The organism is Pigmentiphaga sp. MLSB6-MA01 (genome assembly GCF_058793475.1).
This window is the reverse complement of record NZ_JBXAFV010000002.1, coordinates 417,972-438,784: the sequence shown is the minus strand read 5'-3', so window position 1 is coordinate 438,784 and position 20,813 is coordinate 417,972. Positions and strand designations below refer to the sequence as shown.

Annotated in this window: 17 protein-coding genes and 2 tRNA genes; 18 read left to right on the top strand and 1 reads right to left on the bottom strand. The window is 66.4% G+C overall.

Annotation, left to right across the window (positions count from 1 at the left end):
- The first annotated feature begins 38 nt into the window (after positions 1-38).
- Complete coding sequence (locus AC1Q6E_RS05310; protein ID WP_152797491.1) at positions 39-668, top strand: RNA polymerase sigma factor; 630 nt, start codon at positions 39-41, stop codon at positions 666-668.
- Positions 669-684: 16 nt separating this feature from the next.
- Here AC1Q6E_RS05310 and pdxR read toward each other — a convergent pair whose 3' ends face one another.
- A complete protein-coding gene (gene pdxR / locus AC1Q6E_RS05305) occupies positions 685-2,127 on the bottom strand; it encodes a MocR-like pyridoxine biosynthesis transcription factor PdxR (protein WP_152797492.1) in 1,443 nt (480 codons plus the stop codon).
- A gap of 73 nt (positions 2,128-2,200) precedes the next feature.
- On the opposite strand from pdxR, the gene AC1Q6E_RS05300 reads away from it, so the two are divergent.
- The 17 genes from AC1Q6E_RS05300 to AC1Q6E_RS05220 all read left to right on the top strand — a co-directional run bounded on the left by AC1Q6E_RS05300 (position 2,201) and on the right by AC1Q6E_RS05220 (position 20,813).
- The gene (locus AC1Q6E_RS05300; RefSeq protein ID WP_296561221.1) at positions 2,201-2,644 is read left to right on the top strand and encodes a GNAT family N-acetyltransferase; all 444 of its coding nucleotides are present in this window, start codon (positions 2,201-2,203) and stop codon (positions 2,642-2,644) included.
- 39 nt (positions 2,645-2,683) lie between these two features.
- Positions 2,684-3,115: a carboxymuconolactone decarboxylase family protein gene (locus tag AC1Q6E_RS05295; protein ID WP_152797494.1), complete on the top strand. Its 432-nt coding sequence runs from the start codon at positions 2,684-2,686 to the stop codon at positions 3,113-3,115.
- Positions 3,116-3,133: 18 nt separating this feature from the next.
- Entirely contained in the window at positions 3,134-3,727 is a 594-nt protein-coding gene (locus AC1Q6E_RS05290) for an FMN-dependent NADH-azoreductase (RefSeq protein WP_296561220.1), read from the top strand.
- Positions 3,728-3,831: 104 nt separating this feature from the next.
- A tRNA-Gly gene (locus AC1Q6E_RS05285) sits at positions 3,832-3,907 on the top strand.
- 238 nt (positions 3,908-4,145) lie between these two features.
- A complete protein-coding gene (locus tag AC1Q6E_RS05280; RefSeq protein WP_152797496.1) occupies positions 4,146-4,859 on the top strand; it encodes a TorF family putative porin in 714 nt (237 codons plus the stop codon).
- A gap of 160 nt (positions 4,860-5,019) precedes the next feature.
- Complete coding sequence (locus AC1Q6E_RS05275) at positions 5,020-6,687, top strand: ShlB/FhaC/HecB family hemolysin secretion/activation protein (protein WP_492572338.1); 1,668 nt, start codon at positions 5,020-5,022, stop codon at positions 6,685-6,687.
- Positions 6,688-6,747: 60 nt separating this feature from the next.
- Positions 6,748-10,659, top strand: coding sequence for a two-partner secretion domain-containing protein (locus tag AC1Q6E_RS05270; RefSeq protein WP_492572337.1), 3,912 nt, complete (start codon positions 6,748-6,750; stop codon positions 10,657-10,659).
- Positions 10,660-10,836: 177 nt separating this feature from the next.
- Positions 10,837-10,910 (top strand) — tRNA-Cys (locus AC1Q6E_RS05265).
- A 161-nt stretch (positions 10,911-11,071) separates the two neighbouring features.
- Positions 11,072-13,231: a TonB-dependent siderophore receptor gene (locus AC1Q6E_RS05260; protein WP_492572336.1), complete on the top strand. Its 2,160-nt coding sequence runs from the start codon at positions 11,072-11,074 to the stop codon at positions 13,229-13,231.
- A 178-nt stretch (positions 13,232-13,409) separates the two neighbouring features.
- Positions 13,410-14,258 (top strand): methionine ABC transporter ATP-binding protein, encoded by an 849-nt coding sequence (locus tag AC1Q6E_RS05255; RefSeq protein ID WP_296556803.1) that lies wholly within the window; start codon positions 13,410-13,412, stop codon positions 14,256-14,258.
- 2 nt (positions 14,259-14,260) lie between these two features.
- Positions 14,261-14,923 (top strand): methionine ABC transporter permease, encoded by a 663-nt coding sequence (locus tag AC1Q6E_RS05250; protein ID WP_152799895.1) that lies wholly within the window; start codon positions 14,261-14,263, stop codon positions 14,921-14,923.
- A 58-nt stretch (positions 14,924-14,981) separates the two neighbouring features.
- Positions 14,982-15,791: a MetQ/NlpA family ABC transporter substrate-binding protein gene (locus tag AC1Q6E_RS05245; RefSeq protein WP_152799893.1), complete on the top strand. Its 810-nt coding sequence runs from the start codon at positions 14,982-14,984 to the stop codon at positions 15,789-15,791.
- 112 nt (positions 15,792-15,903) lie between these two features.
- Positions 15,904-16,071: a hypothetical protein gene (locus AC1Q6E_RS05240; protein ID WP_296556804.1), complete on the top strand. Its 168-nt coding sequence runs from the start codon at positions 15,904-15,906 to the stop codon at positions 16,069-16,071.
- A 136-nt stretch (positions 16,072-16,207) separates the two neighbouring features.
- Positions 16,208-17,302, top strand: a complete 1,095-nt coding sequence (locus AC1Q6E_RS05235) for an ABC transporter ATP-binding protein (protein ID WP_152799892.1) — start codon at positions 16,208-16,210, stop codon at positions 17,300-17,302.
- A gap of 46 nt (positions 17,303-17,348) precedes the next feature.
- Positions 17,349-18,311 (top strand): ABC transporter substrate-binding protein, encoded by a 963-nt coding sequence (locus AC1Q6E_RS05230; RefSeq protein ID WP_296556805.1) that lies wholly within the window; start codon positions 17,349-17,351, stop codon positions 18,309-18,311.
- Between the two features lie 84 nt (positions 18,312-18,395).
- Positions 18,396-20,060 (top strand): ABC transporter permease, encoded by a 1,665-nt coding sequence (locus AC1Q6E_RS05225; RefSeq protein WP_492572335.1) that lies wholly within the window; start codon positions 18,396-18,398, stop codon positions 20,058-20,060.
- 69 nt (positions 20,061-20,129) lie between these two features.
- Positions 20,130-20,813, top strand: coding sequence for a GntR family transcriptional regulator (locus tag AC1Q6E_RS05220; protein WP_152799886.1), 684 nt, complete (start codon positions 20,130-20,132; stop codon positions 20,811-20,813).

The window sequence follows — 20,813 nt, the reverse complement described above, 5'->3', positions numbered from 1 at the left end:
CCGGGGACGGTTTTGCCTTCGACAGAGGTGATCGTGTCATGACCCTGAGTGCTGTGGATTGCCTGGAGGCGCCCGATGCTGTCGATGGGGTCGCCGGGGATTCGTTCGCCGAAGACGCTGGCGGCGTTGTGCTGCGAGACTTCCTGGCCGCAAACTACGCGCGCCTGCACCGGCGCCTGCAACGCCACCTGGGCTGTCCCGACCTGGCCAGCGAGTGCCTGCACGAGGCCTGGCTGCGTCTGGGCGAGATACCTCTTCGCGCCGTCGTGCAGAATCCGGACGCCTATGTCTACCGGATTGCGTTCAACCTGGCGATGGATCATCTGCGCAATCGGCGCCCGTGGCAGGACGCGGCCGATGCCGGGCTGGAGCATATGGTGGACCATGCGCCCGGCCCGGATGTCATCGCCGAGGCGCGGTCGGATGTGCAAGCCGTCGAGCGCGCGATGCAGCGACTTCCGCATCGGCATCGCCTGGTGCTCGTCGCCCTGCGAATCGAGGAGAAAACCCGCCAGGAAGTCGCGGACTGGTATCGCATTTCATTGCGCAATGTGGACACGACGCTGCGCCAGGCCCTGGAGCAATGCGCCCAGGCATCCGGGCAGACCGTGAGGGTGGGGGTTGGCTCGTCGCGGCGGTGGCGGGAAAAAGTCGCCGCGGTTGCATGACTGCCGCAAGCTCGCGCTAGCCCCTTTCCAGTACCGCCTCCAGCCGCCGGACCGCCGCCGCCGCGTCTTCTGCGGTCACGAAATTGGCGAACCCCATCAACAAGCCCCCCTGCGACGATTTGCGCATCCGCCAGTCGCTCAGGGCCTGAACGGCAAGCCCGTCGGCCTGGGCGGCCAGGGCCAGCCTCTTGTCGCCTTGCCGGGTGAGCAGGCGAGCCAAGATGTGGATGCCGCCCGCCTGCGGCTGGACATGCAGGCGTCCTCCCGGCATGCGCGCCAGCGCGTCGGCCAGATAACCACGCCTGGTCGCGTAGAGCGGACGCATCCTGCGCAGATGCCGGGTGAAGTGGCCCTGTTCCATGAAATCGGCCACCATGGCCTGGGGCAGGGCCGAGCCCGGATCGGGAAGGTGGTTCACCATGTCCCTGAACTTGCCCGCCTGAGAAGCGGGCACGACCAGATAGGCCAGCCGCAGCCCGGGGAACAGCACCTTGCTGAAGGTGCCGGTATAGAGCACTCGTTCGTTGCGATCCAGGCTCTTGAGCGCCGGCAGGGGCCGGCCCTGGTAGCGGAATTCGCTGTCATAGTCGTCCTCGACGATCCAGGCGCGACGGTGGCGGGCCCATTCGAGCAGCTCCAGCCGACGCGGCAGCGAGAGCGCCACGCCGGTCGGGCTCTGGTGGGTGGGCGTCACGACGGCGAATCGCGCCTCGGCCGCGCGTTGCCGGCCGAGGCGGACGTTCAATCCTTCCTCGTCGACGGGCACCGGCGCCAGCCGCATGCCCGCGCGTTCCAGGAATTGCCGGGCAAAGATGTACCCGGGATCCTCGTACCAGCCGAGGTCTCCCGTCCGCAGCAGGGTGCGGCGCACCAGTTCCAGCGCTCCCCGATAGCCCGCCGTCACGAATACCTGCTCGGCCGTGCAGGCGATGCCGCGTGCAATGCCCAGGTACGCGGCGATGGCGCGGCGCAGCGGGCCGTAGCCTGCCGGGTCGGGATAGGACATGGCTACGGTTTCCAGGGTACGCAGCGTGTGACCGGCCAGGCGCGTCCAGGTCTTGCGGGGGAATGCATCCAGCGCGGGCACGCCAAGCTGGAAGGGCTGCGCGCCATGGTCCGGGGCTTGTGGACGGGGGGAGGGACCGGGAGGCGGCGTCGAGGTCTTGGCGCGGCTTGCGTCCGCCAGGTTTCCCAGGCGCGGGGAGACGACCGTGCCCGCGGCGCCGCGGGCCACGAAATAGCCTTCGCCGACCAGCATCTGGTAGGCCACTTCGACCGTGCCGCGCGCCAGGCCGAGCTCGCTGGCGAGGCTGCGTACCGATGGCACCCGGTCTCCCGGCCGCAGCCGGCCGCTGGCGATCGCCTCCTGGTAGCGCCGGTACAACTGGAGATAGATCGGCGCATCCTGTTCCCGGTTCGGCTTGAGGTGTAGCGGATCCGCGCGAGATGTCCCACTCATTTGATCAGTTCTTGCACCTGTTCCATGGGGCATGATTCTCCTAAATTGGTGGCTGTACGACAAGGACATCCCCATGAGCACGTTTCGATTACGCCTCCTGGACAGCGACCAGGACTACCAGGCCGGTTTTTCCGTCATGCGCGAACTGCGTCCGCACCTGGCCGATGCCGCCACCTTTGCCGCGCAGGCGCGCCGCCAGGGCGAGCAGGGCTATCGCCTGCTGGCCGCCTGGCAAGGCAGCGAGGTCAAGGGGCTGGCGGGTTACCGCTTGCAGGAGAACCTGATATATGGACGTTTCCTCTACGTCGACGATCTGGTGGTGACGGCCGATGCCCGGCGCCACGGCGTGGGCGGCCAACTGATCGAGGCCGCGCGCGAAGAGGCCCGGCGGCAAGGCTGCGCGCATTTCGTGCTCGATACGGGGCTGGGCAACGCGCTGGGGCAGCGGTTCTATTTCCGCCAGGGGCTGTTGGCCAAGGGCATGCATTTCTGCCAGCCGCTGGCGGCGCGTGCCTGAACGCCGCGCCGTCCTTCTTTTTTCTACCGGAGACCTTTCATGAGCACCCTTCGTCTGTCCTATTGGACCCTTTCCCCCGAGGCCTACCAGGGCCTGATGGCCACCAAGAAGGCACTGGAGAAGAGCAGCCTCGGCAAGTCGTTGATCGACCTGGTCTGGCTGCGCATGTCGCAGATCAACGGCTGCGCATTCTGCCTGGAAATGCATGCGAAGGCGCTGCGCGCCGACGGTATGCCGGAGGCCAAGCTGGATGCCCTGGCCGGCTGGCGCGTAAGCGGCCGTTTTAGCGATCGCGAACGTGCCGTGCTGGCCTGGACGGAGTCGCTCACGCATGTGGACCGCACCCATGCGCCGGACCAAGACTACGAGCCGCTCAAGCAGCACTTCAGCGACGTCGAGATCGCCGACCTGTGTTTTGCCATCGCGTTGATGAGTGCGTTCAACCGGCTGGCCATTGGCATGCGGCAATAAGGGGCGCCGGGGCATGGCATGAAAATACTGCATATCGATTGCAGTCCGAGGCCGGTGTCGCACAGCCGCCGGCTCTCGGCCGCCATCGTCGCGCGCCTGCGCGCCAGGTATCCCGATGCGACCATCGTGCGCCGCGATCTGGGCCGGGACCCTTTGCCGCATGCCGATCCCGGCTACGCGGCCGCCTTGTCGTCCCCGGCAGCGTTGGCGGCGGGGCTGGCGAGCGGAGCGGCGCGCTTGTCGGAACAACTGATCCAGGAGCTGGAAGCCGCCGACATCCTGGTCATCGGCACGCCCATGAACAATTTCGCGGTGCCTTCGGTGCTCAAGGCATGGATCGACCAGATCCTGCGCATCGGCCGTACGTTTTCGTCCTCGGCCGCGGGAAAGACGGGCCTGCTGCGAGACAGGCCGGTCTTCATCGGTATCGCCTCGGGAGGGGTATTCACGGGCGAGCGGGCCAACCAGCCGGATTTCCTCACGCCCTACCTGCGGGCGGCGCTCGGCTGCATAGGCTTGAACACGCTGCATTTCCTGCCCTTGCAGGCGACGGCCTTTCTCGACGATGAACGGCTCTCGGCAGCCAGGGAAACGCTGCTGGTGGCGATCTGACAGGGGGGCCGGCGGGCAATGCGACAGCGAGGAAAAAAATCGTGTATAGTCTCGCTTCTTCGCTTTGCGCGCCGGTTTTTTGGCAGCGCGAACGCCGGAATCACGCGGGAATAGCTCAGTTGGTAGAGCGCAACCTTGCCAAGGTTGAGGTCGCGAGTTCGAGACTCGTTTCCCGCTCCAGAATTCGATTCATAGGGCAATTCCGCTGCCCGTTGAATATCAGACAAAAGGGGCCTTGTGCCCCTTTTTCTATTCCACCCCTTTCATGTCTCCCTGGCTCGCGACGGTTGCCTTGCGGTCGCGGGCACACGCGTTTACGGAAAATATACGGCGCCCCCTGGTTTTTGAACGGGGAATTTATACGCCTTTCGGAATACTGGTGGCCGGTCATGTCGATCATTCCTTTCAAGTGGAAAACATGCGGCTCATCCCTATTCCTGTTCTTTCCCGCGGCGGCCTTGCCGCGCTGGGTTCCGCGGCCTTGCTGGCCGCCGCGTCGGGCGAGGCCCGCGCGCAGTTGTCGGGCAGCGCGGCCCTGACCTCCGACTATGTGTGGCGAGGTTCGTCGCAAACGCGGGAACGTCCCGCCGTGCAGGCGGGCGTCCGATACGCCCACGAGTCGGGGCTGTATGCCTCGGCGTGGGGATCCACGGTGAAATTCAAGCCTGACAACGGCGCCTACGCGGAATTCGATCTTGCCGCCGGCTGGGCGGGAAAGCTGGCGCCGGATTGGGCGCTCGATGCCTATTTCCTGCGTTATCAGTATCCCTCGACGCAAGGCCATCCGAACTGGAACGAAGCCAACGTCGCCGTGACCTGGCGCGACCGTTACTGGCTGGCCGTGGGACATTCGAGCAACGCCATGGCCAGCCGCACGACGGGCACGTATGCGCTGCTGGGGGCGCGTCACTCCCTGGGCGAGGCGTGGCGTGTCGAAGCCACGCTGGCCCGCTATTTCCTGGACGATGCGTATGCCGACAGCTACACCCACGCTTCGGTCGGCGCGGTGTGGGCGTTCAAGCCTCCCTTCGAGTTGCGGCTGACCTTGCATGGAACCGATGCGGCGGCCCGGCGGCTGTTTCCGGGCATGGCGGGCACGCGTGGCGAGATCGCGCTGCAAGCCGCGTTCTAGGCGGGGCGGGGGGCGATACGGTGTGCGTGGATGGGGTTTTGAAGGGATTTGAAATAAGGGTTACCATGATTCGATGGTTATACCCTGCTGGGATAAAACACCAATTCCTTTCGAACCCGGCGGTGGTCACGCGTAGACCTCACGGAGTGTCTCGGAAGCAATGCATATCCATCCCCGCTGTCTTGTCGCCGTACTGCCGCTGGCAGCTACTCTTTCCGCCATTCTGCTGGCCAGTCCGGCCAGCGCCCAGCAAGCGCCCGACGCGGGCCGGACCCTGCAAGAGTTGCGGCCGAGCCTGCCGCAGCCGACCGCGCCTCCTGCTTTCAAGCTCGATGTGCCGGCGGTCGAATCCGTTCCCCCCGGCGGGCCGCAGGTCGCCATTGCGTCCATTGCCATCGACGGCAATACCGCGGTTCCGTCCGAGCAACTCCAGGCGCTGGTGGCCGATGCTCTCGGGCATCGCCACGATCTCTCCGGCCTGAAGGCCCTGGCTGATCGCATCACCGACTACTACCGTCGCGCCGGCTACCCTTTTGCCCGCGCGCTCATTCCCGCCCAGACGCTCGACCGGGGCGTCCTGCGCATCCAGGTGCTCGAAGGCCGCTACGGCCGGGTCGCGGCCTCCGGCGAGTTGGCGGACCAGGCTCAGCCCTGGCTGTCGGCCTTGAAGCCGGGGCAGGTCATCGGCGGCCGCGAGCTCGAACGCAGCATTTACCTGTTGTCCGACCTGCCCGGCGTGGCGGTCGATCCTGTCATGGGACCTGGTTCGGCCGTGGGGGAAGGCGACCTCGACGTCGGTGTGCGCATGGCCCGGAAATGGGGCGGCCGGGCCAGCATCGACAACTACGGCAACCGCTACACCGGCGCCGGGCGTGCCGGTCTGGGCCTGTGGGGCAACAGCCTGTTCACCTTCGGCGACCGCGCCACCCTCGACGCCTTGCTCACCACTGAGACCATGTGGTTGGGCGCCCTCGGCTACGAGGCCCCGCTGGGCGCCAGCGGCTTGCGCGCGGAGGCTCGTTTTGCCCACACCCGCTACGAACTGGGCAAGGAGTTTTCCTCGCTCGACGCCTACGGGAGAGCCGACATCGCCTCGGCCGGGTTGTCGTATCCGCTGTGGCGGGCGGCCTGGGGCGGAGTGACGGCCGGGTTGCTCTATCAGCACAAGGAACTGAGGGACAACCTGGGCGCGGCTGGCAGCCACACCAAGGCCTACAGCGACAGCGTGCCGCTCAGCCTGCGCTTCGACGCGCGTGACACCCTGGCCGGAATGGGTGGACTGACCTATGGACAACTGAGCTGGACGCCGGGCAAGCTGCATCTGGGCCCGACGCTGACGGCGGCGGACCAGGCGACGGCGCGCACCAATGGTTCTTTTCACAAGCTGAATCTGGATGTGGCCCGCTTGCAGCAATTGCCGGCGAATCTCAATCTGTACGCGCGCTTCGCGGCGCAGTGGGCGAACAAGAACCTGCATTCGTCCGAAAGCTTCGGACTGGGGGGGCAGGGCGGGGTACGGGCGTATCCGCTGGGCGAGGGCTATGGCGATGCGGGGTGGCTGTTGCAGACCGAACTGCGCTACCCGATCGGCAACGTCACGCCTTACGGTTTCTTCGATATCGGCCGGGTGAAGATCAACCAGGATCCGTGGGCGCCGGGCGACAATAACCGGACGCTGTCGGGCGTGGGCTTTGGCGTGCGGGTGTCGGTACAGACCCAGTGGCTGCTGGACGTGAGCCTGGCCTGGCGCACGCAGGGGGGCAAGCCGCAATCGGATACGCATGACGCGCAGCCGTTGGCATGGGCCAGCCTGGCTTATCGTTTTTGACCCGGGCCGGCAGGCCATCCCTCAAGAAAACCCGTATACGCACGAGCTCGAGAGAGACATATGAAGCGCGCAAGCCTGAACACTACGTATCGCCTGGTCTGGAGCGAGGTCCGGGGGGCCTGGGTGGCGGTATCGGAGATCGAGAGATCGCACGGCAAGCGCGGCGGGCAGCGGCTGCGCCGGCTGGCCGAGGCGGGCCTGATGGTGGGCCTGTTGGCTGCGGGGGCCGCGCCGTCATGGGCGGGGCCCCTGCCCACGGGTGGGCAGGTCACCTCGGGCGCGGGCGTCATCCACCAGAGCGGTCCTGACATGACCATTACCCAGTCCAGCGGCAGGCTGGGGATAGACTGGGCGAGTTTCTCCATCGGCCAGGGCAATTCAGTCCGATTCGTGCAGCCGGACGCAAGCTCGGTGGCCGTCAACCGCGTCACGGGTAGCGACGTCAGTTCGATCCAGGGGGCGCTCAAGGCCAACGGACAGGTGTTCCTGTCCAACCCCAACGGCGTCGTGTTCAGTCCTACCGCGCAGGTGGACGTGGGTGGATTGGTGGCGACCACGCACGCCATTACCGAGAAAGACGGCAAGTACGTGCTGCAAGGCCACAGCGGGGCCGGCGTCGTCAACGCGGGCGCGATCCGCGCCGCGGACGGCGGCACGGTGGCGCTGGTGGCGGCGCGCGTGGTCAACCAGGGCAGTATCGAGGCCACGAAAGGCAACGTGCTGTTGGGCGCGGGCAGCAAGGTCACGCTGGACCTGGGCGGGCCGGTGAAGATCAAGGTGGACGAAGGCGCGATCGACGCGTTGGTCGGGCAGGGCGGCGCGATCCGCGCCGACGGTGGGCAGGTGTACATGACGGCAGCCTCGGCCGACGCGTTGACGTCCACGGTCATCAATCACACGGGCGTGACGGAAGCACGAACCCTGTCCACGGGCGAAGGCGGCAAGATCGTGCTCCTGGGCGGCATGGAAAAGGATCGCATCGTGGTTGCCGGCACGCTTGACGCCAGCGCGCCCACCCACGGCGACGGTGGTTTCATCGAAACCAGCGCGGCGCGGGTGCAGATCGCCGACGACGTCCGCGTGACCACCCAGGCGGCCGGCGGCAAGAGCGGCACCTGGTTGATCGATCCGGTGGACTTCACCATTGCCGCCAGCGGCGGCGACATGACGGGAGCCGTGCTCGGCGCCCAGTTGGGCAGCGGCAACGTCACGATCGAATCCAGTGCCGGCGCCGCCACCGGCAGTGGCAACCTCAACGTCAACGACACGGTCGACTGGAGCGCCAACACCCTCACGCTTACCGCCGCCAACAACGTCAACATCAACGCGACGCTGACCGCCGGCGGCACCGCCGGCCTGGCGATGAATCCGGCCACCGCCAATGGCGCCGACGCGGCCGTTGCCGCGGGCACCGTGAACGTCATGCCCGGCCTGGGCCGGGTGGATTTCACCGGCACCGGCAACAGCCTGAGCATCAACGGCACGCCCTACACCATCGTCACCAGCCTGGCCCAACTGCAGGGAATAGGAGGTGGCCTGGGCGGCCACTACGCCTTGGGCGGCGATATCGACGCCACGGCCACGGCCGGCTGGAACCCGGACGGCAGCGGCGGCTTCGCCGGCTTCAACCCCATCGGAGCGGCGGGCAGAGGCCTGGGCTTCTCGGGGGTCTTCGATGGCCTGGGCCACACCGTCGACGGACTGACCATCAATCGCCCAGATGCCGAGAACGTGGGTTTGTTCGGCTATCTCGTTGACGACAGCATCGTCCGCAACGTGGGCCTGCGAGGTGGTTCGACGCATGGCGGCAACAATACGGGCGCCCTGGTGGGAGTCGTCGACGGCGGCCTGGTATCCCATGCCTACTCGACCGGCGGCGTATGGGGCCGGGACAACGTTGGCGGGCTGATGGGTTCCTTCAATGGCAGGGCGGACCATGTATATGCCACCGGCGATGTCGAAGGCAGCGGCAGCGTCGGCGGATTGCTTGGATATGGTGCGAACACCAGCCTCCGGTATGCCTACGCGAGCGGTAACGTCCGCGGCCGCACTGCCGGTGGGCTGGTGGGGGCCGCCGATTCGTTCTCACCCTGGTACACCTACGCGACCGGAGATGTCACCGGAACCTCTTCGGCTGGCGGCCTGGTGGGTGAACATGACCACGGCACCTTGTGGTATTCCTATGCCACCGGCAAAGTGACGGGCGGGACGACCGGTGGCCTGATCGGGGACAGCGACTACGTCACGGTTATCCGTGGCTATTGGGACATGGACAGCACCGGCCAGGCGCAGGCCTGCGGCGGCTGGGGCACCGCATACTGTTCCAGCGCAGCCGGCGCCGAACCGATCGGCCTGCGCACGGCGGATGCCTTCCGCCAGGACAGCTACGGGTTCTTCAACTTCGGCAACGACTGGTACATGGCGGAGGGCGCGACCCGTCCCTTCCTGCGGTTCGAGTACGCCACCTCCATCGGCAACGCCCACCAGTTGCAACTGGTCAACATCGATCCGTCGGCCAGCTATACGCTGGCTCACGACATCGATATGTCCGTGGCCGACGGCGCGCGCGCATCGGGCATGTGGAGCAGCCAGGGTTTCAGTCCGATCGGCGCCTACGGTCACGATGACCCGGCCGGCGCTTTCACCGGCACCTTCGATGGGTTGGGCCATGTCATAGGCGGCCTGACGATCGATCGGACAACTGACTACGTCGGCCTGTTCGGCTACGTGGGCAATGGCGGTACCGTGCGCAACGTCGGTCTGGCCAATGCGGCCGTCTCCGGCGGCCGTTACACCGGTGGCTTGGTGGGGGGCAGCCAAGGCGCGATCGCCAACGCGTATGCGACGGGCGTGGTAAAGGGAGGGGCCGACACGGGGGGCCTGGTGGGTGTCAACCAGGGCACGATCACCAACGCCTATGCAGCCGCCACGGTGGAAGGCAGCGACAACACCGGCGGCTTGGTGGGCCATAACTTGAACGGCGAGATCTCCAACGTCTATGCGACGGGAGAAGCGACGAGCGGCGGCACCAGCGGTGGCTTGGTGGGCTGGAACGACGGCACGGTAACCGGCAGTTTCTACGCCACCACCGATGCCGGCGGCAACGCCATCAACAGCCGCGCGGGAGGGGGCAGTCCAGATGGCGTGACCGGCAAGAGGTTCGATGAGCTGCGGCAACTCTCCACGTTCGCCGATGCCGGCTGGAGTATTTCCGACCGGGGAGGCGACGGTACCGCCTGGCGCATTTACGACGGCAACACCGGGCCCTGGCTGAGAACGTTCCTGACACCGATCACGGTGACTGTCGCCGACGGTGGCAGCAAGGTCTACGATGGCAATACGTCGGCGAGCGGTACATATACCCAGTCGGACGCTTCCGCGAGCCTGGACGGTACGGCTGTCTACGCGCTGGACGACAAGAATGCGGGCAGCCGCACGTTGAATGTGTCCGGCCTGTACTCCGGAGACCAGCGGGGCTACGACATCAGTGTCGTTGGAGCCAGCTACCAGGTGACGCCAAAGGCGCTGGACATTACGGGTCTGGCGGCCGAGGACAAGATCTACGACGGCACCACCAGGGCCACGTGGGCGGGCGCGGCCTTGTCCGGCGTGGTGGCGGGCGACGAGGTGGGGCTGGACCAGCGCGCCGTGACGGCTTCGTTCGTCGATGCCGAGGTCGGCGCAGGCAAACCGGTGGCGCTGCACGGCAGTTTCGGACTGGACGGGACGGACGCCTCGAACTACACGCTGATCCAGCCGACGGCGGGGTTGGCGGCGGATATCCTGCCCGCCTTTCCGCCGCCGTCCGCCGCACGTGATCCGAAAGCCGCCGCGGCGACCACGAGCGCGCAGAGATCGTGGCCGGACATGCGCGCCAGGATCCCGCCGCGGGTGGTCTCCGCCAGCGTCGAGCAGGGTGGGGAGTTCAACGAGGTAGTGAGGATCAGAGGCAGCGGGATCCGGTTGCAATGAAACGCCGGCAGCTCACCGGCTGCCGGGGATTGCCCCGGCCTCCTGCCGGGCCGGCGGTTCGTGCAGGCACGGGGGCAGGGAGGCGCCTCGCGAAGAAGCGCGGCTTCGTGTAGAATAGCGGGCTCTTTCCAGCAAAAGCCCTTTCTTGGGCGGAAAGATGCGAACTTCGTTCGCCATGGCGCGTTAGCAAAGCGGTTATGCACCGGATTGCAAATCCGTGTAGGTCGGTTCGACTCCGGCACGCGCCTCCAGGTTCATCAGAAAATCGCCGCTCCCGAAAGGGGCGGCGATTTTTTTGCAGTGCTCGCAACGGGTCTGTTCGATAAATTGTGCGGCCAGGTTTTGTAAATAATAACGTTTATCATTATTATTTGCATGCTTCATATCCTGTCTTCATCGTCCGAGAGCCACGTTGCACACCTCCGCCCACCAAGATCACCGCGTCGATCACGCCCACCCGGCAAGCCCGGTCCGTTCCGTCCTCGCCCTCGCGCTATTCCTGGCCTTCGCAGCCCGGGCCGCCGCCTCCGAACAGGACGAGAAACCCGAGGCCCCCCGGCAGCTCCCCGCCATCTCGGTCACCGCGACCAGCGAGCCCGCCACGCTCCATGACCTCGAAGCCCCGGTCAATGCCGGTGCGCTGGGCAACCTGACCCAGCTCGAGACGCCGTTCTCGACCACCGTGGTCACTCGCGGCGACCTGGATGACCGGCCCATCGTCAAGCTGGGGGACCTGTTCGCCACCGATGCGTCGGTGTCCGACAACAGCGGCGCCCACGGCGCATGGGCCAGCTACCTGACGGTGCGCGGACTGCAACTGGACTGGCAGAATGCCTTCCGCATCGATGGCAAGCCTTTCCTGAGCTACGCCACGACCCCGCCCTACGAGCACTTCGAGCAGGTCGAACTGCTCAAGGGCGCTTCGGGTTTCATGTACGGTTTTGGGTCGCCGGGCGGCGTCGTCAACTACGTGACGAAGCGGCCGACGGCCCAGCCGGTGCGCAGCGTGAGCCTGGGGTTCTCGTCCGGCAACATCTGGCGCCAGCATGTGGACCTGGGTGGCAGGGCGGGCGAGGACGATCGTTTCGGCTATCGGCTGAACGCGACGCATGAAGAGGGCGACCTCTACAACGACGGTTCGCTGAAGCGCAATGCCGTGTCGCTGGCGCTGGACCTGAAGCTGACCGATCGCCTGACCTGGGATTTCCAGTCTCTTTACCAGAACAAGAAAGTCGTCGGGCAGGAACCGACCATCAATACGTCGAAGATGGCCGGGACGGTGCTGCCGCGGCCCCTGCGCGACAACGACCGCACGCTGGTCGGGAACGGCACCTTCGTGAACAACGAGTTCCAGTTCCATTCGACCGGGCTGACGTATCGGTTGGCGCCCGACTGGAAGCTCAGTACGACGTACAGCCACAGTTCGACCCGGACCCGCCGCAGCGAGTCGGTGCTGTTCCTGACCGACGGCAGCGGCAATTACGAAGACTACCGGTCGGACTATGCGGAGCGTTACGCCTATGACCAGTGGCAGGCCATGGTGCAGGGCAGTTTCGCGACGGGCGCGCTGGAGCACCAGGTAGTGCTGGGCACGTCCTGGCAGCAGCAGAAGAACGACTACAGCCTGAACAGCGTGTACCAGCTGATGGGAACGGGTTCGCTCGGGTCGCAGAACGGCATTTCCTATTATCCGCAGGGGGGGCTCGATCTGTACCGGGCGGGGGAGATCACCCAGAAGGCGCTGTTCGCCAGCGATACCGTCAAGCTGTCGGATCGTTGGTCGGTGTTGGCCGGTGTGCGCTACACCAAGTTCAGCCAGGAGGGCTATACCCCCGCGGGTGCCACGTCCGCGCGCTACGACAAGGGCAGCGTGACGCCCACGCTGGCGGTGATGTTCAAGCCCGATGCGCGGACCATGGCGTATGCGAGCTACGTCGAATCCCTGGAGCAAGGGGCGACGGTGGGCAATGTCTACGAGAATCGCGGGCAGACGCTGGGGCCGCTCACGAGCAAGCAGTACGAAGTCGGGATCAAGACCGAACGCCAAGGCTGGGCCGCTACCGCGGCCTTGTTCCGCATCGAGCGCGGCGCCGAGTATGCCAATGCCGGCAACGTGCTGGTGCAGGACGGCCTGTCGGTCTACCAGGGCCTGGAATTGGGTGCCTCGAAAAGGGCCGGGGCCTGGACGGTGGGCGGCAACCTGATGCTGCTGGATACCGAATATCGCAAGGGCTCGGACTATGACGGCAAGCGCGTCGCCGGCGCGCCGCGCCTGGTCGCCGCCGGACAGGTGGTCTACCGCGTGCCGCAGGTGCAGGGGCTCAAGCTGCGGGCCGATTTCAAGTACACCGGCAGCACGATGCTGCGTCCGGCCAATGACGTGAAGACCTCGGGCTATACGGTCGTGAATGTGGGCGCCAGCTATGAAACCCGCCTGGGGGGCTATGACACGATCTTCCGCGCGGCCGTCACCAACCTGGCCGACAAGCGCTATTGGGAATTCCAGTATGCGGACTATGTGAAGCCGGGTTATCCGCGCGCGCTGACCCTGGGAATGACGCTGACGTTCTGAGTCTGATCTTTATGTGTTTTTTGTCGAAGAGGCGGAAGGTTTAATAAGGAAATAGAATATACATAGGAAAAACGCATCGTTCCTGGTGCAGGGCATTTGCCCCATACTGCAAGGTTACTGTGGCGGCTGCCGTGTTCCGCGCCATGTCGGGCGGGGGCCCGCCGCCGCGTCTTTTTCTATGACTCCGAATTCTTCTTCTCCTTCCGCGCCACCGCTGATCCGGCTCGAAGCGGTCAGCAAGACGTTCAAGCTGCCCGACGGGCGGGTGTTCGAGGCCGTGAGGTCCGTGTCGCTGGACATGGCCGAAGGGCGCATCTTCGGCCTGATCGGCAAGAGCGGCGCCGGCAAGTCGACGCTGCTGCGCATGATCAACCTGCTGGAGCGTCCGGACGCCGGCCAGGTGCTGGTCGACGGCCGCGACCTGACCCGGCTTTCCAAGCGCGAGCTGCGCGAGACGCGGCAGGGCATAGGCATGATCTTCCAGCAGTTCAACCTGCTGCAGAATGCCAGCGTCTACGAGAACGTGGCCTTTCCGCTGAAGCTGCACGGCAACCGGAGCCGGGCCGAGATCGAAGCCCGCGTGCGGGAATGCCTGGCGGTGGTGGGGCTGACCGACAAGCTGCACAGCTATCCCGCGCAGTTGTCCGGCGGGCAGAAGCAACGGGTGGCGATCGCGCGCGCGCTGGCGCCGCACCCCAAGGTGCTGCTGTGCGACGAGCCCACCTCGGCGCTGGACACCGAGACCACGCGCTCGGTGCTGGACACGCTGCGCGAGATCAACCAGCGGCTCGGTGTGACCATCATCATCGTCACCCACGAACTGCATGTAGTCCATGCCTTGTGCGACCACGTCGCGGTGCTCGAGAACGGCCAACTGGTCGAACGCTTCGACGTGGGCGACCAGGCCACGCCGCGCCTGAGCGCGCTGGGCCGCGAGCTGGCCCAGGAACAGGTGCGCGAAGACATCCTCAAAGAACACGCCGCCCGTATCGCCCAGGCGGCCGAACCAACTACCCGGGCCGCCTGACCATGTCCGACAATATCCTCGCCATTCTTCCCGAGCTCTGGATCGCCATCGGCCAGACCTTCATGATGCTGGGCATCGGCCTGGCCGCCGCGATCCTGCTGGGCGGCCCGCTGGGCGTGCTGCTGTTCCTGCTGGGGCCCGGGCAGTCGCTGGAGAACCGGCCGGCCTATCTGGTGCTGAGCTGGATCGTCAATACCGTGCGGTCCTTTCCATTCATCATCCTGCTGGTTGCGCTCGTGCCCATCACGCGCGTGGTGGTGGGCACGTCCATCGGCCCGCTGGCGGCGTCGGTGCCGCTGTCCGTGGCCGCCATTCCGTATTTCGCGCGCCTGGTGGAGCAGAGCATCCGCGAGGTGCCGCGCGGCGTGATCGAAGCCGCGCACGCCATGGGCGCCTCCGAGTTGCAGATCGTCTGGCGCGTGCTGGTGCGGGAGGCCCGGTCCGGGCTGATCCTGGCGCTGACCGTGCTGGCGGTCAGCTTCCTGTCCTATTCGGCCATTGCCGGCGTGGTGGGCGGGGGCGGCATCGGCGACCTGGCCATCCGCTACGGCTACTACCGCTTCCAGACCGACGTCATGCTGCTGACCGTCGCGCTGCTGATCGTGCTGGTGCAGATCATCCAGTTCGGCGGCAATGCGCTGGCCCACCGGCTGGACAAACGCTGATCCTTTCTTTCCGTCGAAGGCACGGTTGGCCGTGCCGGTTTTCACTCCGGGACTCATCATGACCCTACGCCGCACTTTCCTCCTCGGTACCGCCGCCGCCGTCCTGGCGCTGGGCGCCGCCGCCCAAGCCGCCGATCCCGCCAAGAAGGACCTCGTGTTCGGCGCGACCGCCGGCTACAACTACGACGTGCTCAAGCTCGGCATCGTGCCCCAGCTCGAGAAGCAGGGCTACAAGGTCAAGCTGGTCGAGTTCAACGATTATGTGCAGCCCAACCTGGCGCTGGCGCAAGGCTCGCTGGACGCCAACCTGTTCCAGCACATCGCCTACCTGAACCGGTTCAAGGCGGACCAGAAACTGGACCTGGTGGACCTGGTGCAGAGCACGACCGCGCCCATGGGCATCTATTCGAAGTCGCGCAAGAGCCTGGCCGATCTGAAGGAGGGCGACCGCTTCACGCTGCCCAACGATCCGAGCAACCTGGCGCGGGCCCTGTTGCTGCTGCAGCAGAACCGGGTGATCACGGTGAAGGCGGATGTGGATCCGCTGCGCGTCACCGAGAAGGACCTGGCCAGCAATCCCAAGAAGGTCAAGCTGCAGCCGGTCGAAGCCGCGCAACTGCCGCGCACCGTGGGCGACGCCGAGTTCGCGGTGGTGCCGGGCAACTTCGCCATCGCCTCGGGGCTGAAGCTGACCGCCGCGGTGGCGCTGGAAACGCCGCCGGTGCAATTCCAGCAGGTCGTGGCGATCCGCCGTGCCGATCAGGGCAAGCCCTGGGCAAGGGACCTGGCCGCCGCGTTCAAATCGCCGTTTTTCAAGTCCGTGCTGGACAAGGACTTCCCGGGCTACGTGCGTCCGGCGGGGTTGTGAACCGGCCGTTTTTTCACGTTTTTAGAGTACGACCTTCCGGATATGGCGATACGTGGCAGAGGCGAATAGACTCACGTCGGGGATCTTCGCAATCATGAGGGGTTTGACAATCATGGAATACCACGGCGTGGAGTATCGGCCCAGGACGGTATTTCTCAAGCGCTTGCGCGATCTGGCCCTGCTGGCCGGTTTTTCTTTCGGCTTCATGTGGCTGGTCACGAAGCTTGGGGCGCTATGCCCGACGGTGCTGGAGCATTTCGCGATCAGTTCCATCTTTTGAACCGGCCCCTGCGGGGGCGGCGGCCGGCTGTCATGATCCGGTCATCGGGCGGACATAGTATTTACACGATCCTGCGGCGCCGTGGCCGGGCTCTTGCGAGCCGGCGAACGGCGGCGTTTTCTGCTCGTGTCCATCCGTGTCTGATTCCGCTTCCCATTCCGTTTCTACTTTGCCCGGCGCCGCGATCGATATCGAGGGCCTGGTACAGCGTTTGTCCGGCAACACCATCCTGGACGGCATCGACATCCGGCTCGAACCGGGCAAGGTGCTGGCCTTGCTGGGGCCGTCGGGCTGCGGCAAGACCACGCTGCTCAGGCTGCTGGCCGGCCTGAGCCGTCCGGTGGCGGGGCGCATCGCCATTGGCGGCGCCACCGTCGTCGACGGCCGGACTTTCGTTCCTCCCGAGCGGCGCGGCCTGGGCATGGTGTTCCAGGACTACGCGTTGTGGCCGCACATGACCGTGGGCGCCAACGTGGCCTTCCCGCTGGAGGTGCGCGGCGTGCCCAGGCACGAACGGGCAGGGCGGGTGGCGAGCGCGCTCGACATGGTGGGACTGGCGGGCTACGAAGACCGATCGCCGGGCAGCCTGTCGGGCGGCCAGCAGCAGCGCGTCGCGCTGGCGCGGGCGGTGGTCGCGCGGCCCCGGGTGCTGCTGTTCGACGAGCCGCTGTCCAACCTTGACCGGGACCTGCGCGAGACGCTGTGCGGCGAGATCGGGCTGCTGCTGCGCGAGCTGGGCACCACCGCGGTGTACGTCACCCACGACCACGAGGAAGCTTTCGTGCTGGCCGACACGGTGGCGGTTATGCGGGCCGGCAAGGTGTGCCAGGTCGCCGCCCCCGAACTGCTGGTGAACGAACCCGCCAGCCCCGACGTGGTGGAGTTCCTGAAGCTGGGCGCCCTGCGCAGCGGCGTGCGTACCGAACGAGGCTGGCAACTGGCCGGCGGCCTGGAACTGGTCTGCCCCGAGCCCCTGGCCGATGGCCCGGCGGGGCCCGGTCATCTCTTCATTCCCCATGCCGCGCTGAAAGCAGGCGAGCGCCAAACGCTGCGTGGCCATGTGGTCGCCCAGCGGTTCCGCGGCGGGCACTACGCGACGACGGTGCGCGTGGGCAGCGACCACCATGCTTTCGAACTCGCGTGGCTGACCGATCAACGCATGCCCGTCCAGCACCCGGTGGGGCTGGACCTCGATTGGAGCCGGCTGCGCTGGTTTCCGCAGGCGGCGTGACTTTTCCCTCGGCGATATGCCGTTTCTCGACTCAGGAATCTCGATGATGAAAATCAAGCCTCTGATCGGCGCGCTGGCGTTCGGCGCGATGCTGGCCGCCGGCCAGGCCCAGGCCCTGACGGTCTACACCGCCGGCCCGGCCGGACTGATCAAGCAACTGGCCGACGACTTCAAGAAGCAGACCGGCGTATCGGTCGACGTGTTCCAGGCCGACACGGGCAAGGTGATGGCGCGGCTGGAGGCGGAAGCCTCGAACCCGAAGGCCGATGTGGTGATCTCGGCGTCGTGGGACAGCGCGCTGGACCTGCACAAGCGCGGTTGGCTGCTGTCCTACACCAGTCCCAATGCCGCGAAGGTGCCGGCCGAATTCAAGGGACCGAGCTATGTGGCGCAAGGCCTGTCGGCGCTGGCCATTGCCTGGAACACCAAGAGCGGCACGCCGCGTCCGGCGGACTGGGCAGACCTGGCCAGGCCCGAGTTCAAGGGGCTGGTCAACATGCCTGATCCGGCCCAGTCGGGCACGGCGCTGGAGCTGCTGTCCGGCCTGCAATCGGCGCGCGGCGCCGACGCGTGGAGGTTGTTCGCCGATCTGAAGCGCAATGACATGGCCATCGCCGGCGCCAATGCGCAGGCGATGAACCCCGTCCTGCAGGGCGCCAAGGCCGCCGTCTTCGGCGCGGTCGATTACGTGGCGTTGGACAACCAGGCCAAGGGCGAGAGCATCGAAGTCATCTTCCCCGCGAGCGGCACGGTGATCGCCGGCCGGCCGATGATGATCCTCAAGTCCAGCCGCCAGCAGCAGGACGCCAAGCGCTTCATCGACTTCGTGCTGTCCGACGCCGGGCAGGCGCGGGTGGCCGCGACCTACCTGATCCCGGCCCGCCAGGACGTGCAGGCCAAGCGTCCGGTGATCAAGGACATCAAGGCGCTGCCGATGGAGAACGAGTCCCAGCGCGCCGGCCGCCAGGCCCTGCTGGAGCGGTTCACGACGTTGTTCGGCCGCAAGTGACCAGACCTGGCCGGCGCCCATCGGGGCGCCGGCCAGGCATGACTTCCCATATCTAGACCTTCGTCGAGCAAGAGGCGGGCATTCATGCGCGCGAACACGTTGTTGGTGGGGGCCGCGGTGTCCGCCTTGTGCATCCTGGTGGTCATGCCGCTGGGCTTCGTCCTGCTGCAAGCCATCTTTCCAGAACTCGCCCAGGGCTCGCTGGCGCGGCCGTTGGCCCATCTGGCGGGTGTCCTGGCCGATCCCAAGCTGGTCGAACTGACGATCAACACGCTGAAGCTGGGCGCCTGCGTGGTGCTGGCCGCGGCGGCCATCGGCATCCCGCTGGGAACACTGCGCGGGTTGTTCGACCTGCCCGGTGCCAAGCTCTGGGACGTGCTGATGCTGGTGCCCTTCATGATCCCGCCTTACATCAGCGCGCTGGGCTGGATCATGCTGCTGCAGCCGCGTGGATATTTGCAGCAACTGCTGGGCATCCATGCCGGGCCGGCGCTGTTCTCGTTCGGCGGCGTCGTGTTCGTGATGACGCTGAACGTGGTGCCCGTGGTCTATTTCGCCGTCTCCCGCACCATGGCCGCGTCCGGCTCCCGCCTGGCGCTGGTGGGGCGGGTGTGCGGCGCGGGGGCCTGGCGCTGTTTCTGGCGCATCACGCTGCCGCTGGCCCTGCCGGGTATCGCCGCGAGCCTGCTGCTGGTGTTCGCGATGGCGATCGAGGAATATGGCACGCCCGCGGCGCTGGCGGCCAATGCCGGGTTCTTCGTGCTGGTGACGGGCATCGAGCGGCGCTTCTCCGAATGGCCGATCGACCTGCCCGGGGCTTCGGTGCTGTCGCTGATCCTGGTGGCGCTGGCCATGCTGGCCTTCGTCTGGCAGCGGCGCATGCTCAAGGGCAGGGGCTACGAGACCACCACGGGCAAGCCCGCGCGCGGCGAAAGCCTGCCGCTGGGCAATTGGCGCTGGCCCATCGCCGCCCTGTTCGCCGTGATCGTGGCGGTGGCCACTTTCGCGCCCCTGTTCGCCATTGCCGCGACGGCCTTCAGCCGCACGCTGTCGGGCGGCCTGGCCATCGACAATCTGTCGCTGGCGCATTTCCAGGCCATCGCGGCGGGCGGCAGCGAAGCCTCGGGCGCACTGGCCACGAGCCTGCTGCTGGGGCTCGGCGCGGCCATCGTGACGGGCCTGACGGGTGTTCTGGTCGCCTACTGCGTGGTAAAGACCCGCACGCGCGGCCGCGTGGTGCTCGACGCCCTGGCCGTGCTGCCCAACACCATGCCGGGCGTGGTGGTCGGCGTGGGCCTGATCCTGGCCTGGAACCAGGCGTTCTGGCCGGCCACGCCCTACAACACCTGGGGCATCCTGCTGCTGGCCTACTGCTGCCTGCTGCTGCCGTATCCGGTGCGCTATTCCCACGCCGCGCTCATGCAGATCGGCGACAACCTGGAAGCCGCGGCCCGGGTCCACGGCGCCGGCACCGTCACGGCGCTGGCGCGCATCCTGCTGCCGCTGCTGGCACCCAGCCTGGCTGCCGCCATGTTGCTGGTGTTCGCGGTGGCCTCGCGCGAACTGGTGGCCTCGCTGCTGCTCGCGCCCACGGGTGTGCAGACCGTGTCGCTGTTCATCTGGCGCCAATTCGAGCAGGGCTCGGTGGGGCAGGGCATGGCGATGAGCCTTGTCACCGTGGCCTTGACCACGACGGTGATGCTGCTGGCCACGCTGTGGCTGGAGCGGCGGCAGGCAAGTGGTGTGTAACTAGACGCTCATTTTGTGTATTTATAAAAATATCTTGTATACAAGAGAAAGCTGGGGCAAGATGGCTTCATGTCATCCCGCCCCCTTTCCCTCGGCAACGAGAAGAAGCGCTCCGAAACGCTACGCGAGACCATCGAAGAGTTGATCGCCGTCGGCGAACTGTCGCCGGGGGATCCGCTGGACGAGACCGTGCTGGCCAACCGTTTCGGGGTGTCCCGCACGCCCATACGCGAGGCCCTGATCCAGCTGGCTTCGGCCGGGCTGGTGGAAATGCGGCCGCGCAAGGGGGCGCTGGTGGCGCAGATCGGGCCCCAGCGCCTGATCGAGATGTTCGATGTGATGGGCGAGATCGAAGCCATGTGCGCGCGGCTGGCCGCGCGGCGCATGACCGCCGACGATCACCGCCGCCTGCTCGACGCCCATCGCGCCTGCCAGGCCTCGCGCGACGCGGGTGACGCCAACGCCTACTACTACCTGAACGAAACTTTCCATCGGACCATCTACGGCCTGGGCTGCAACGGTTTCCTGAACGAGGAGGCCATCAAGCTGCATCGCCGGCTGGGGCCGTATCGCCGGCTGCAATTGCGCGTGCGCGACCGCATCGCCACCTCCTATGACGAACACGAGGGCATCGTCGAAGCCTTGCTGGCGGGCGATGCCGGGCTCGCGGCCGAGCGCGCGCGCGACCACGTGGTGGTGCAGGGGCAGCGCTTCGCGGACCTGATGGCCTCGCTGTCCAGGCAATCGGGTTGA

What these genes read in the sequence shown, in the direction of transcription:
- AC1Q6E_RS05290 (WP_296561220.1), top strand. Translation starts at nt 3,134, where the DNA reads ATGAAAATACTGCATATCGATTGCAGTCCGAGGCCGGTGTCGCACAGC.
- AC1Q6E_RS05300 (WP_296561221.1), top strand. Translation starts at nt 2,201, where the DNA reads ATGAGCACGTTTCGATTACGCCTCCTGGACAGCGACCAGGACTACCAG.
- AC1Q6E_RS05275 (WP_492572338.1), top strand. Translation starts at nt 5,020, where the DNA reads ATGCATATCCATCCCCGCTGTCTTGTCGCCGTACTGCCGCTGGCAGCT.
- AC1Q6E_RS05225 (WP_492572335.1), top strand. Translation starts at nt 18,396, where the DNA reads ATGCGCGCGAACACGTTGTTGGTGGGGGCCGCGGTGTCCGCCTTGTGC.
- AC1Q6E_RS05310 (WP_152797491.1), top strand. Translation starts at nt 39, where the DNA reads ATGACCCTGAGTGCTGTGGATTGCCTGGAGGCGCCCGATGCTGTCGAT.
- AC1Q6E_RS05255 (WP_296556803.1), top strand. Translation starts at nt 13,410, where the DNA reads ATGACTCCGAATTCTTCTTCTCCTTCCGCGCCACCGCTGATCCGGCTC.
- AC1Q6E_RS05295 (WP_152797494.1), top strand. Translation starts at nt 2,684, where the DNA reads ATGAGCACCCTTCGTCTGTCCTATTGGACCCTTTCCCCCGAGGCCTAC.
- pdxR (WP_152797492.1), bottom strand. Translation starts at nt 2,127, where the DNA reads ATGAGTGGGACATCTCGCGCGGATCCGCTACACCTCAAGCCGAACCGG.
- AC1Q6E_RS05270 (WP_492572337.1), top strand. Translation starts at nt 6,748, where the DNA reads ATGAAGCGCGCAAGCCTGAACACTACGTATCGCCTGGTCTGGAGCGAG.
- AC1Q6E_RS05280 (WP_152797496.1), top strand. Translation starts at nt 4,146, where the DNA reads ATGCGGCTCATCCCTATTCCTGTTCTTTCCCGCGGCGGCCTTGCCGCG.
- AC1Q6E_RS05220 (WP_152799886.1), top strand. Translation starts at nt 20,130, where the DNA reads ATGTCATCCCGCCCCCTTTCCCTCGGCAACGAGAAGAAGCGCTCCGAA.
- AC1Q6E_RS05240 (WP_296556804.1), top strand. Translation starts at nt 15,904, where the DNA reads ATGGAATACCACGGCGTGGAGTATCGGCCCAGGACGGTATTTCTCAAG.
- AC1Q6E_RS05230 (WP_296556805.1), top strand. Translation starts at nt 17,349, where the DNA reads ATGAAAATCAAGCCTCTGATCGGCGCGCTGGCGTTCGGCGCGATGCTG.
- AC1Q6E_RS05250 (WP_152799895.1), top strand. Translation starts at nt 14,261, where the DNA reads ATGTCCGACAATATCCTCGCCATTCTTCCCGAGCTCTGGATCGCCATC.
- AC1Q6E_RS05245 (WP_152799893.1), top strand. Translation starts at nt 14,982, where the DNA reads ATGACCCTACGCCGCACTTTCCTCCTCGGTACCGCCGCCGCCGTCCTG.